Genomic DNA, 13636 nt, shown 5'->3' on the forward strand with positions numbered 1-13636 from the left:
ATTCTTAGTCAAGGAAAATAAGCCAGGAATAAGCAAACGGTTGCATTTAAATAGCAACCGTTTGCTTATATTGTATTAATTGAGCGCGCGCACCAATATCGGGCAAGAATACAAATGGGGGTAATAGAATTTATTACTTTAATAGCACTTCATAACGTGGGTTAAACTCATCAAACAGGGGCAAGGCTGCGGCGCCTAATGCGGCAGTATCCGCGCCCGTCGTCCCCAGCCGCACCCGCAGACCGTCAAGGTATTTACTGCGTACCGAGCGGTGCAATGGCGCAAGCCGCTTGATGAGCTGCTCGACAAGGCTTTCCGGCATCAGACCGCCAATAATCACGGCTTCAGCGTCAAACATGCACTCAATAATGTTGATCGCCTGACGTAACGCCGGCACCGCCGAATCCAGCCATGTGTCTATCTGCCCCTGCGGCAATGCCAGTAAGTCCTGCGGTCTGGCGCGCATCGGATCCAACCCGCAGCTCTCATAGGCCGCCTGTAATGACACATAACGTTCCAGGCACCCCTGGTTGCCGCAATAGCACGCCCGGCCACCCGGTTGCACAATCATGTGGCCGACCTCACCAGCATTGTGCGCATGGCCGGTATAAATTCGGCCGTCGGTGAAAATCCCCGCCCCCAGCCCGGTGCCAAGATACAAATAAATAAACGAATTAAGCTGCCTGGCGATACCGTGCAAACGCTCGCCAATCGCCGCAACGGTGGCGTCGTTCTCCAGCGTCACCGGCAGGCCACTCTGCGCGTTAAGTTCGGCCACTACATCAATATTTTCCCAGCCGTTCAGCGTGGTCGGCCCAACGGAGGAAATACCTTCGACGCCAAACGGCCCCGGCATCACAACGCCGATCCCCAACATTTTTCCCCAGCTCAGATCCGGCTGCTGGCGCATTTCTTGCAGTACATCACAAATCAGTTTCAAGGTCGCAGCAGGTTGCGGCTTTTGCACCATAATCAGCCGGTGGAAACGAACGCTGCCTGACAGATCAACGACGATGATCAGCAGTGACTGATGATCCAGATGGATGCCGATGGAATACGCACTGTCTGGGTTCAGGGTCAACGGCGTGGCCGGTTGGCCCCGCCCGCCGGCACGACGCGGCAGGTGCGAGGAGAGAATACCGGCCTGTTCCAGTTCTGTTGCAATGTTTGAAACGGTTTGCGGCGTCAGTGAGGTCAGCCGGGCAATTTCGGCACGGGTCAGCTCACCGTGCAGACGGATAGCCTCTATCACTACGCGCCGGTTGTGTGCACGAGCATGTTCAAGGTTAGTGCCGGAAGTCGTCATAACTGCCTATGCAGAAAGGGAAATCGTCTTTGCAGTATGGTGCCCTCTAATAAAGCAATCAAATTGATTTAAGAATCTTTTTAACACCGGAGAACGCACAATGAAAAGCCATACCCTTGCCGCTACGGCAGTCTGTACCCTTTCTGCTCTGGCCCTCAGCCTGTCATCCGCCTATGCCGCCCCAACGCAAATCAATGCGTTATTTATGACCCAGGCGGCCTACAGTGAAAACGATATCCGCGCGATGACCGCGGACTTCAGCAAACAGCACCCGGATATCACCGTTAACCTGGAGTTTGTTCCTTACGAAGCCCTGCACGATAAAATCGTTGCCGCGCGCGGTGCTGGCAGTAACGGCTATGATGTGGTGCTGTTTGACGCTATCTGGCCCGCGGAATTCACCAAATTCGGCTTGTTGCAAGACGTCACTGCGCGCATTAGTGCCGACGACAGCAATAAAATCTTTGCCGGTGCCATGACCACCGTGACCTATAAAGACAAACGCTGGGGTATGCCGTGGATCCTGGACACCAAATACCTGTATTACAACAAAGCCATGCTGGCCAAGGCCGGGATCGCAGCCCCGCCGAAAACCTGGCAGGAGCTGGCGCAACAGGCCGAAATCCTGAAACAGAAAAACGTGGTCAAGTACCCGCTGGTGTGGAGCTGGTCACAGGCCGAGGCGTTGGTATGCGACTACACCACGTTGGTGTCTGCCTTTAAGGGGCAGTTTATCCAGCAAGGGAAAATCACCTTCTCTACGCCAGGTTCGCTGCAGGCTGTCGACTATATGAAAGCGTCGCTGGACAAAGGGTTAACCAACCCGAACTCCCGCGAGTATCTGGAGGAAGACGTGCGTAAGGCGTTTTCCAACGGTGACGCCGCCTTCGCGCTCAACTGGACCTACATGTACAACATGGCCAACGATCCGAAGCAAAGTAAAGTGGCCGGTGACGTCGGGATCGTCCCTGCGCCTGGCTCGGTGGAAGGCCAGGTCTCCGCGGTGAATGGGTCGATGGGGCTGGGCATCGCCAAAGCCAGCGCCCACCCTGACCAAGCCTGGCAGTACATCAGTTATATGACCTCACAGCCGGTGCAAGACAAATACGCCAAACTGAGCCTGCCGATCTGGAAGGCGTCCTACGACGATCCGGCGGTACAGAAAGGCCAGGAGCCGTTGATTGCCGCAGCCAAACAGTCGTTGAACGTGATGCTGTCGCGCCCTGAAACCGCTGATTACTCCCGTTTGTCCAACGGATTGCAGCAGGAGCTGCAGCAAATCTTGCAGGGTAAAGTCACGCCGCAGGCCGGGCTGGACGCCGCGACCCAAAGCGCTGCGCGGTTGCGTTAAGGAATGACAATGCTCACTTTTCCCCAACGTGAGCGGCGTCAGGCATGGGTGCTGTTAGCACCCATGCTACTGATGATGCTGCTGCTAACCGCCTGGCCGCTGGCCCGTACGCTATGGCTGAGCTTTACCGATGCGGCGCTGGTGGGCGATGGCGTAACGCCGGCCTGGGTCGGTATGGACAACTTTTTTTATGCGCTGACCGATTCGGATTTCCAGGCTGCCTTGTGGCGTACATTGTATTTCACCCTGGTGTCAGTGGCATTTGAAGGCGTGATTGGCGTATTGGTCGCGTTGCTGCTTAACCAAAAATTCCATGGGCGTAACCTTCTGCGGGTACTGGTTATTCTGCCCTGGGCGCTACCCACCATCGTTAATGCCACCATGTGGCGGCTGAATTTCAACCCGGATTACGGCAGTATCAACGCACTGTTGACCCAGCTTGGCGTAATTGATCACTACCGCAGTTGGCTGGGCGATCCCGCTTCGGCACTTAACGCGGTGATGCTGGCGGATATTTGGAAGAATTACCCGCTGATTACCCTGCTGACGCTGGCGGCGTTGCAATCCATCCCAGACGATTTGTACGAGGCTGCGCGGCTGGACGGGGCCTCTGCCTGGCGGCGGTTTCGCGCCATCACCCTGCCCGCCATTCTGGCACCGCTGGCGGTGGCTCTGGTATTGCGTACCATTGACGCCTTCAAGGTGTTCGACATTATTTACGTGATGACGCGCGGCGGGCCGATGGACAGTACCAAAACCCTCAGTTTCTTCGTGTATCAGGAATCATTCAGTTATCTGCGCGCCGGCAGCGGTGCCGCCTATGCGGTGTTGATGACGCTGTTGTGCGGGTTATTGATCGCGCTGTACATGCTGATGCTGTTCCGTCAGCGCCGAAGGAGCCTCGCCGATGAAGCGTAACATTCGTTTGGTGCTGCGCTACAGCGCCGCGCTGCTGCTGGCAGTTTCAATCCTTGCGCCCATGCTGTGGCTGTTTCTGATGAGCGTCAGTGCCTCGGCCGATCTGACGCGAGTGCCCCTGGAGTGGCTGCCACGTCAGTGGGACTTTTCGCGCTACGGCAGCCTGCTGTCATTGCAGCCCGGCCAGCCGGGTACCTTGTTTCTGCACGCGCTATTCAACAGCCTACTGGTGGCCTGTGGCGCTACGCTAATTTCATTACTGTTGGCGATCCCGGCAGCGTTCAGCTTTTCACGCTACCCAGGACGCGACGGTTGGCTGTTTGCCAGCCTGGCCATTTACATGGTGCCCCCCGTGGCTTTTGTCTTGCCGCTGTACTTTATTTTGCAACAGTTAGCCTTGTTGAATACCCATATTGGTTTGGTGCTGGTCTATTGCTCACTGATCTTGCCGTTTCTCACCTGGATGCTAAAAAACCAGTTCGACGCCTTGCCGATAGATATCGAACAGGCGGCGCGGTTGGATGGGCTGCGGCAATGGCAGGTGTTGTTACGCATCACCCTGCCGCTGGCCAAACCGGCACTGGGCGCCTCCGCGCTGTTTGGCTGGCTGCTGGCCTGGGACGAATTTTTCTATGCATTGCTGTTCACCAGCAATATTCAGGCACAGACGCTACCTGTCACCATTGCTGGCTTCACTGCCGGGCGCGCCACCGATGACGGGTTGATCGCCGCCGTCGGCATTCTGGCCGCCATTCCACCTCTTTTTATTGCCATCTGGCTGCAAAAAACGCTGGTTAGCGGTTTAACCAGTGGCGGCAGCAAGGGCTAATTTATTCAGGGAAATTAACATGATGAACACCAACACCAGACCCACACTGTACGTGGTTGGCAATATCAACGTCGACGTGATCATGAGCACGTTGCAACAGTGGCCGCAAAAAGGCACCGAGGCGATGCTGGATCACAGCGAACTGCGCCCCGGTGGTTCGGCGGGCAACTGCGCACTGGCGCTGGCGGCGCTGGAAACCCCTTACCGGCTGGTGGCCAACCAGGGCAACGACTATTTCAGCCCCTGGCTGGCACAGCTGTTCCCGGAAAGCTCGCTGTACTGGCCGACCTACAGTTGTGAAACCTCTCTGACCTTCGGTGTAACGCACCCCGATAACGAGCGCACTTTTTTCAGCAATCAGGGCCATATCACCCGCCTGAGCCAGGACGACGTGCTGCATCAGATCCCGCTGTTCGCCGGCACTGGCGACACGGTGTTGTTGTGCGGCACGTTTTTGTGCACCACCTTGATGGCGGAATATCCGGCGCTGCTGCAAACCTTGCGCCAGCGCGGCTACCGCATTGCGGTGGATACCGGCTGGCCACCTCAGGGCTGGAGCGATGCTTTACGCGGGCAGATCGCCGACTGGCTGCCGTTCTGCGACATTCTGTTGCTTAATGAAGTGGAGACCTGCGGTATGGCCGGTCATGAAGACCTGTACACCGCCGCCCGCACGCTGAACCGGCAGCAACCGACCGATGCCGCCTGTGTGGTGAAATGCGGCCCTGACGGCGCTCGCATGTGGTGGGGAGAGCGCCTGTTGCAAGCAGCGGCGCATCCGATCAAGGTCGTCGATACCATTGGTGCCGGCGACAGTTTTAACGCGGGGTTTCTGACCGCCTGCCTGTATGGCCATTCCGCTGCGGTCGCGCTGCGCTGGGGTATCCACGCCGCAAGCCACGCCATCAGCAGTTCACCGCGCCAGTACCTGGACTGGAACACCCTGAAAACCTGCGCCGGAGAAATGGTCTGATGGCAAGTGTAGAGCTGGTAAAAGTCACCAAATATTACGGTAAACAGCGCGTGCTGAATCCGTTGGATCTGACCATTCCCGACGGCAGTTTTACCGTGCTGGTCGGCCCCTCTGGCTGCGGGAAATCCACGTTACTGCGTCTGTTGGCCGGGCTCGATACGCTGACCGACGGCGCGATCCTGCTGGATAAGCAAAAAATTAACGATCTGGACCCGGCCGATCGCGATATCGCCATGGTATTTCAGAGTTATGCGCTCTACCCGCACCTGACGGTGGCTGAAAACATGGCGTTCCACATGCAGGTGATGAAGGTGCCAAAAAGCGAACAGCAGGCCAAGGTACAACAGGCCGCGCGTATTTTGGCAATCGACCCGCTTTTACTGCGCTACCCGAAAGAGCTGTCAGGCGGACAGCGCCAGCGGGTGGCGATGGGCCGCGCCATGGTGCGCAACCCGAAGGTATTTTTGTTCGATGAGCCGCTGTCCAACCTTGATGCCCAACTGCGTATGGAGCTGCGCGCCGAGATCAAATCCCTGCATCAGCAATTTAAAACCACCACGGTGTATGTCACTCACGACCAGATCGAAGCCATGACGCTGGCTGACCAAATTGTGGTGATGAAAGACGGCAATATCGTGCAGCAAGGGAAACCGCTGGAGATTTACGATGCACCGGCAGATACCTTTGTCGCCCGTTTTATCGGCTCACCGCCGATGAACCTGTTGGAGGGCGTCGTTACGCCACGTGACCATCGTCCTGGCGTAACCTGCGGAACGTTATGGTTTCCCCTGCCCGCGAAATGGCATCAAACCGTTCCAGGCAGCAAAGTGATCCTTGGGCTGCGCCCGCATGACTTCCGTTTGGTAGAAACCAGCGAACAACCGGCCGCCACGCTGCGGCTGATGGAGATCACCGGCGATGTCAGCCTGCTGCATCTCACCTGGGGCAGTTACACGTTGCACGTACAGTTCAGCGGGCGAGTCAACGCAGACAGCGGTCAGTTGCTGTACCTGGCTCCCAACAGTGATGCAATCCACTTGTTTGACGCTGCAACAGGACAGCGACTCAGTGAACGTTAAGAGAACCGGTTGCCATGGACGGCATCAAACTTGAAACGATAACCATTCTCAATTATCATCCGCGCATCTTTTTTAGAGTAGACCTTCACCGCGGAACCCATGTCAGCCACAGCCCCTTCACCCTCTGAAGCGCTAGCTCACCTCTATACAACCCACCATGGTTGGCTACAGGGCTGGCTACGCCGTCGGCTTGGCTGCGCATGTGATGCCGACGATTTGGCACAAGACACGTTCCTGCGGATCCTGAAAAGTGATTCCGCCGCCACCATCCGTGAACCTAAAGATTTCTTGGTCACGCTCGCCAAACGGGTCATGGTCGATTTTTTCCGCCGTAAAACGTTGGAGCGAGCCTATCTGGATATGCTCGCATTAGCGCCGGAAGCGCTTGCCCCCTCACCGGAACAACGCCAATGTTTGCTGGAAAGCCTACAACAGATCGACAGCATGCTCGACGGGTTGGGCCCAAAAATCAAACAGGCCTTTTTGCTGTCGCAACTTGAAGGGTTGGGTTATGCCGACATCGCTTTGCGGCTTGGCGTCTCAGTCAGTTCAGTGAAGAAATATATGGCAAAAGCCACCGAGCACTGCCTGCTGTTCAGCCTGGAAAACGAATACCTGCAATGAGTCATAACATCACCTCCGAACAACGCCATGCGCTGAAAATGGCCGCTCACTGGTTTGCCCTGTTAAGTGATGAAAATGTCACCGAACGCCAGCGACAGCAATGGCAGACCTGGCATCAACAACACGATGACCACCGCTGGGCCTGGCAACGGGTTGAGGCGCTACAAAGCCAATTACAAGGCGTACCGGGTAAATTTAGCTATCGCACGCTCGATCAGGCCGATCGCCACAGCTCGTTGGATCGCCGCACGCTGTTGAAAAGCCTGCTGCTATTGCTCGGCGTTGGCGGCAGTTGGCTAGGCTATCAGTCACCGCTGGGACGTGAGCTGCGCGCTGACTACCGCACCGCTACGGGTGAGATCAAACCCATCATCCTTAGCGACGGCAGCCAACTGGTGTTAAACACCGCCAGCGCCGTTGATGTTCGCTACACCGCTGAAAAGCGGCTGTTCGTACTGCACACCGGTGAGATTAGCCTCATAACCGGCCGTGATGCCCGCCCTCTGTGGGTAGAAAGCCAACAAGGCGCAATGCGTGCACTGGGCACCCATTTTCTGGTACGTGAAAGCGAGGGGCAAACGCAGTTGGCCGTGATTGAACACGCCGTGGAAGCCCAACTGGCACAGTATCCGCAGGAGAAGCGTCGGGTTAACGCCGGCGAGCAAATCAGCTTTAGCGCCACCGCATTTAACCCGCTGCAGACACTGGATGCCGCTGATGGCTGGACACGCGGCGTGCTCAACGTAAGCCAATGGCGGCTGGATCGGGTGATTGCCGAACTGGCGCGTTACCGCCCTGGCCGTTTGGAATGCGATCCCGCCGTTGCCAATTTTCGTGTTAGCGGCAGCTTCCCGCTGAGGGAGCCGGATCGCGCCCTTCTTTTACTCAGCCAAACCCTGCCGATACGGCTGCAAAGTTTTACCCGTTACTGGTTAAAAATTGTCCCCGCCTGATTTATTTAAATGAAAATGATAAAAAATCGCATTCTTGATTGTCCCTTTTCCATTCTCATTCGACTCCAGATAAAACACTGCAGCAAAAAATAGAAGAAATCAGGAGAAGGTATGAACAACTTTTGGGGAAAACCGCTTCAACCACTGGCGATAGCCGTGGGCCTGGCATTCGCTTTACCGGTGATGGCAGCACAACCGGCACCCACCGCGTACGCTATCCCTGCGGGTGATCTGGATGGTGCGTTGACGACCTTTGCCGCGCATGCCGGTATTGCGCTGTCGGTAGACGGAAAGCTCACCGCCGGTAAGCATTCGCCGGGGTTAAAGGGTAATTACAGCCTCGACCAAGGGCTGAACGCACTGCTGGCGGGCAGCGGTTTGCAGGCCAAGGCGCTCGGTGGCAATGGTTACACCCTGGTCAATATCCCAATCGCGCAGAAAGAACAAGACATCACCGTTGTGGGCGACTGGCTGGCTGAAGGCCGGCAAATTGACGTGTTCGAACACGCTGGGGCACGTGATGTCGTTCGCCGTGAAGCCTTCGCCAAAACCGGGGCTACCACGCTACGTGAAGTGTTGAACCGCGTTCCCGGCGTTGTTGCGCCAGAAAACAACGGGACCGGCAGTCACGATATGGCACTCAATTTCGGTATTCGTGGCCTGAACCCGCGTCTGGCCAGCCGTTCAACGGTACTGATGGACGGGATCCCGGTCCCCTTCGCCCCTTATGGCCAGCCGCAGCTGTCGCTGGCGCCGGTTTCCCTCGGCAATATGGATGCCGTTGATGTGGTACGGGGCGGCGGTGCCGTTCGTTATGGGCCACAGAGCGTCGGTGGCGTGGTCAACTTTGTCACTCGGGCCATCCCGGAGACCTTCGGCATGGAGGCCGGTATGCAGGGCCAACTGAGCCCGACGTCTCGTCAGGATCACCCAAAGGGAACGGGCAACCTGATGATCGGCGGCACCGCGGATAATGGCTTTGGCAGCGCACTGCTTTATTCCGGCACGCGCGGCAGCGACTGGCGCGAACACAGTTCAACCAAAATTGACGACGTGATGCTGAAAAGCCGCTATGCCCCCAACGATGTGCATACGTTTAATAGCCTGCTGCAATATTATGAAGGTGAAGCGGACATGCCGGGCGGCCTGAGCCGGGCAGATTACAATGCCAACCCGTTTCAATCGACACGCCCATACGATAAGTTCTGGGGCCGCCGCCAGCTGGCGAACTTTGGCTACCGGTACCAGCCCGACCAGCAACACAAATTCGATGTGCAAAGTTTCTATACCTATACCCTGCGCAGCGGTTATCTGGATCAGGGCAAGAACCTGACACTGTCTCCGCGTGAATACTGGGTGCGCGGCGTGGAGCCACGTTACAGCCAGAGCTTCCGCTGGGGGCAATCGGCGCATGAAGTTGGCGTGGGCTACCGTTATGTGAGCGAGTCCACCCACGAGCTGCGTTATTACAGTAAGGCCAGCAACGGCGTTCTGCCGTCAACCCGTAGCCCTTACGATCGTGATACCCAATCCGGTACCGATGCCCACGCCTTTTATATCGATGATCGTATTGATATCGGCGACTGGACCATTACACCGGGTATGCGTTACGAGCATATCACCTCGTATCAGAACAACTACATCAAGAATAACCGCCTGGATGTGAGCTACAACGCGCCCCTGCCAGCGCTGAACGTGATGTATCACCTGAATGAATACTGGAATGTGTACGCGAACACGGAAGGCTCATTCGGGACCGTGCAATACAGTCAAATGGGCAAAGCGGTCGACAGCGGTAATATCGAGCCGGAAAAGGCGCGCACTTGGGAATTGGGGACACGCTACGAGGGCGATGCGCTGCAGGGTGAAATCGGTCTCTTCCTGATCAACTTCAATAATCAGTACGATTCCAATCAGGTGACCGACAGCGTTACCGCACGCGGCAAAACCCGCCACGCCGGACTGGAAGGCAGCCTGCGTTATGATCTGTCGCAGCTGACACCGACACTTGATGATATGACGGCATACGCCAGCTATGCCTATGTCGACGCGACTATCCGCGAAGACGGCGCTTACCGGGGAAATCAGGTGCCGTTCTCACCAAAGCATAAGGGGACTCTGGGACTGGATTACACCCCGGGTCATTGGCTGTTTAACCTCAACGGTGAATTCCAGTCCAGCCAGTTTGCCGATAACGCCAACACGGTGGCGGAAAGTGCTGACGGCAGCACCGGTCGCATTCCTGGCTATATGCTGTGGGGCATGCGCGCCGCCTATGACTTTGGGCCGGAAATGGCCGGGCTAAACCTGGGTGTCGGGGTTAAGAACCTGTTTAACCACGAATATTTCACCCGCGCTTACGACGATAACAACAAGGGGCTGTACATCGGTCAGCCACGTACCCTGTATCTGCAAGGCTCTGTAAAGTTCTAATTCCCCCGCGGGCGCAATCACTGCGCCCGCTAATTATCACCTGCTCAACCTCTTTTTAACCTCTGCCCAATGCGCTATGCTCAAAAACCCTTCCGGCTTTAACATTTTTGAAACGGGATTTCTGCCATGTCCGCATTCCGTCTGTACGCCATCCGGTGCGCTCTGCCATGAGCTTTTTTTCACGTGCAAGTGCGTTGCCTCTCTTGGTGGCCGGTGCCTTTTTTATGGAAAACCTCGACGGCACTGTGATTGTCACCGCCATGCCACAAATGGCAGCGGCTTTCGGCGTACGGCCGGTAGACATGAACATCGGTATTTCAGCTTACATTTTGACGCTAACGGTGTTTATTCCCGCCAGCGGCTGGATTGCCAACCGCTTTGGCGCACGCAATATCTTTGCCGCCGCGGTGTTGATTTTTACGCTGGCATCCGTGTTGTGTGCGGCCAGTATTAACCTGCCTACCTTTACCGCTGCCCGTATCTTGCAAGGCTTCGGCGGTGCTCTGATGGTGCCTGTCGGCCGGCTGGTGGTACTGCGTAACACCGCCAAACCCGATTTGATCAAAGCCATCGCCACCATTACCTGGCCTGGATTGGTCGCCCCTATCCTCGGCCCTCCCGTCGGCGGTTTTATTACGACCTATGCCTCGTGGCACTGGATTTTTATTCTCAACGTGCCTTTGGGCATGGCCGCGCTGTGGTTGGCATGGCGACTGATCCCACAGGAAGCACCACAGAAAGGCGTTCCCTTTGACACCCTCGGTTTTGTACTGACCGGCGTTGCCTGTTTTGGTCTGATGTTTGGTCTGGATCTGATCAGCCATCCGCAGTTGTCTTGGCTGGTGCCTGCGCTATGCCTTCTTGGCAGTCTGGCACTCGGTGCGCTGGCGGTTCGCCATGCCAAACGCGCCGCGTACCCCTTGATCACGCTGTGGGCTATGCGGATAAAAAGTTACGCCGTCACTATATGGGGTGGGACGTTGTTCCGCATCGCCATTGGTGCCGTACCCTTCTTGTTACCGCTGCTGTTTCAGATCGGTTTTGGCCTGAACGCCTTTGACGCCGGATTATTGGTACTGGCGGTATTCGCCGGTAACCTGGTGATGAAGCCCTTTACCTCCGCGGTACTTTACCGGTTTCGCTTTCGCACCACGTTGGTGGTGAATGGCCTGCTAAATGCCGCCACGATTTTCGCTTGTGCACTATTGACGCCACAGACGCCAACCTGGTTGATTCTGGCGCTGTTGTTCGTCAGTGGTCTGACGCGATCCATGCAGTTTACCGCGCTCAATACACTGGCATTTTCGGAAGTACCGCAATCACAGATGAGCGGCGCCAATACCCTGTTTAATGTGTCACAACAAATGGGCAGCGGGCTGGGGATTGCCGTCGGCGCGCTGGCATTGAGAGTAACGGAGATGCTGATGCCGCAGTCCGCTGAGCGTATTCCGTTGGCCGATTTTCAGTGGGCTTTCGTGGTCATCGGCGTGATTGCCGTGGTAGCCGTGATCGACAGTGCAACCCTGAATGCCAACGCAGGTAACGAGGTCCGACAAAGAACCTCCCCGGCGGCACCACTGACGAACGCACCTCAACGATTGCAAAAATAAGTCGCATCTGCTGCCAATCAACGTAGTATCGATGATCCGCCCCGTTTCACCGGTGCGGATTTTTTGCCGTTTTTGGCCTGAAAAGCGAGGTAATAATAATGATTCACAGTGACCTTTCTCAGTGCCGCGTTAACACCGACCGGTTGTTGATTGCCCCCTTTACCGCAGCAGACGCCGACGATGTTTACCAGGCGATCACCCCTACATTGACACGCTTTATGAATTTTGAACCGGAGGCGTCGCCGGAAGCGTTTGAAAACGTGTGGCAAGGCTGGCTACCGTTAATCCGTGAAGGCGAGGAAGTGATTTTTATCGCACGCCTGCGCGACACTAAACAGTTTGTTGGTGTAGGTGGCGTACACGATTTGCATGGCACCACGCCAGAGCTGGGTATTTGGGTAAAAGAGAATCTGCACGGCATGGGCTATGGCCGTGAAATTGTTCAAGCTATGGCGGTATGGGCCAGCGAGCGCTACCACCCACAACACTTTATCTATCCGGTGGCAGAGCAAAATACGCCGAGTCGGCGCATCGCCGAATCTTTAGGCGGCGTGGTGGCCGGCCGACGCGAAAACACCAAATACGACTGCGTGGTGTATCACGTCCCGCCACAGCACTGATCACTTTATTGGCCATTCTGCTCGGCCCGTCTTTAAACATGCATGATTCACTGACCAAAAACCGCCCGTCTGGCAGCAGCGATGGCGGTTTTTTTATGTCGACGCCGATAACCACTGCCACTTAACGTGGGATTATGCTAATGCTAGTAGCATGTAGGGTAAAAACAGTTGAGGAACAGCAACATGATCATTTTTGTTACGGGTGCCACATCCGGTTTTGGTGAAGCCATTACACGACGTTTTATCCGCGAAGGCCATCAGGTGATTGCCTCCGGCCGTCGTATCGAACGCCTGGAAGAATTGAAAGACGAGTTGGGTGATCCGCTGCATATCGTCCGCCTGGACGTGCGTAACCGCGCGGCGATTCAGCAAGTGATTGACGAACTGCCTGCGGCACTCCGCCACATCGACGTACTGGTGAATAACGCCGGGCTGGCGTTAGGTCTGGAACCGGCACATAAAGCCAACGCTGACGATTGGGAAACGATGATCGACACCAACGCCAAAGGCCTGGTCAACATGACCCGCACCCTGTTACCTGACATGGTTGAACGCAATGTTGGCCATGTCATTAACATCGGCTCCGTCGCGGCCAACTGGCCTTATGCCGGCGGTAACGTTTACGGCGCCACCAAAGCCTTCGTGAAACAGTTCAGCCTCGGTTTACGTGCCGACCTACAGGGCACGCGTATTCGCGTTACCGACATCGAGCCCGGCCTGGTAGGCGGCACGGAATTTTCCAACGTGCGTTTCAAAGGTGACGACGGCAAAGTTAACAAAGTTTATGACGGGGCCAATGCATTGACGCCGGAGGATATCGCCGAGTCGGTGTTCTGGGTGGCAACCCTGCCGAGCCACGTCAATATCAACTCGCTGGAAATCATGCCGGTCAGTCAGTCCTTTGCCGGGTTGAACATTCACCGCGATGCCTGATCCTGTG

General features: G+C 56.2%; 12 protein-coding genes. 11 read left to right on the top strand and 1 reads right to left on the bottom strand.

The window, feature by feature from the left end; all coding sequences use genetic code 11:
- Positions 1 to 133: 133 nt before the first annotated feature.
- Positions 134 to 1306, bottom strand: a complete 1173-nt coding sequence (locus AC2FC2_RS05155; protein WP_209633201.1) for an ROK family transcriptional regulator — start codon at positions 1304 to 1306, stop codon at positions 134 to 136.
- 100 nt (positions 1307 to 1406) lie between these two features.
- Between AC2FC2_RS05155 and AC2FC2_RS05160 the strand changes: the two genes are divergently transcribed.
- From AC2FC2_RS05160 to ydfG, 11 genes are all read left to right on the top strand, one after another.
- Entirely contained in the window at positions 1407 to 2657 is a 1251-nt protein-coding gene (locus AC2FC2_RS05160) for an extracellular solute-binding protein (RefSeq protein WP_490658889.1), read from the top strand.
- Positions 2658 to 2666: 9 nt separating this feature from the next.
- Positions 2667 to 3575: a carbohydrate ABC transporter permease gene (locus AC2FC2_RS05165; RefSeq protein ID WP_265556913.1), complete on the top strand. Its 909-nt coding sequence runs from the start codon at positions 2667 to 2669 to the stop codon at positions 3573 to 3575.
- Positions 3565 to 4404: a carbohydrate ABC transporter permease gene (locus tag AC2FC2_RS05170; protein WP_209633194.1), complete on the top strand. Its 840-nt coding sequence runs from the start codon at positions 3565 to 3567 to the stop codon at positions 4402 to 4404. The genes AC2FC2_RS05165 and AC2FC2_RS05170 overlap by 11 nt, the downstream gene beginning before the upstream one ends.
- 19 nt (positions 4405 to 4423) lie before the next feature.
- Positions 4424 to 5377 carry a carbohydrate kinase family protein gene (locus AC2FC2_RS05175; protein WP_209633192.1) on the top strand — a complete coding sequence of 318 codons (954 nt, stop codon included), beginning with the start codon at positions 4424 to 4426 and terminating at the stop codon, positions 5375 to 5377.
- Entirely contained in the window at positions 5377 to 6456 is a 1080-nt protein-coding gene (locus AC2FC2_RS05180) for an ABC transporter ATP-binding protein (RefSeq protein ID WP_490658890.1), read from the top strand. The genes AC2FC2_RS05175 and AC2FC2_RS05180 overlap by 1 nt, the downstream gene beginning before the upstream one ends.
- A 99-nt stretch (positions 6457 to 6555) precedes the next feature.
- Positions 6556 to 7080: a ferric citrate uptake sigma factor FecI gene (fecI, locus tag AC2FC2_RS05185; protein WP_265556101.1), complete on the top strand. Its 525-nt coding sequence runs from the start codon at positions 6556 to 6558 to the stop codon at positions 7078 to 7080.
- Positions 7077 to 8033: a ferric citrate uptake sigma factor regulator FecR gene (gene fecR / locus AC2FC2_RS05190; protein WP_490658891.1), complete on the top strand. Its 957-nt coding sequence runs from the start codon at positions 7077 to 7079 to the stop codon at positions 8031 to 8033. Before fecI ends, fecR begins: the two co-directional genes overlap by 4 nt.
- 111 nt (positions 8034 to 8144) lie before the next feature.
- A complete protein-coding gene (gene fecA, locus AC2FC2_RS05195; RefSeq protein ID WP_490658892.1) occupies positions 8145 to 10466 on the top strand; it encodes a TonB-dependent Fe(3+) dicitrate receptor FecA in 2322 nt (773 codons plus the stop codon).
- A 167-nt stretch (positions 10467 to 10633) separates the two neighbouring features.
- Positions 10634 to 12076: an MFS transporter gene (locus AC2FC2_RS05200; protein WP_209633182.1), complete on the top strand. Its 1443-nt coding sequence runs from the start codon at positions 10634 to 10636 to the stop codon at positions 12074 to 12076.
- Positions 12077 to 12174: 98 nt separating this feature from the next.
- On the top strand, positions 12175 to 12696 hold the full coding sequence (locus AC2FC2_RS05205; RefSeq protein ID WP_265556105.1) for a GNAT family N-acetyltransferase: 522 nt from the start codon (positions 12175 to 12177) through the stop codon (positions 12694 to 12696).
- A gap of 183 nt (positions 12697 to 12879) precedes the next feature.
- Entirely contained in the window at positions 12880 to 13629 is a 750-nt protein-coding gene (gene ydfG, locus AC2FC2_RS05210) for a bifunctional NADP-dependent 3-hydroxy acid dehydrogenase/3-hydroxypropionate dehydrogenase YdfG (RefSeq protein ID WP_490658893.1), read from the top strand.
- Positions 13630 to 13636: the final 7 nt, after the last annotated feature.

This window comes from Serratia sp. CoH_122_TC_1 (genome assembly GCF_058191755.1).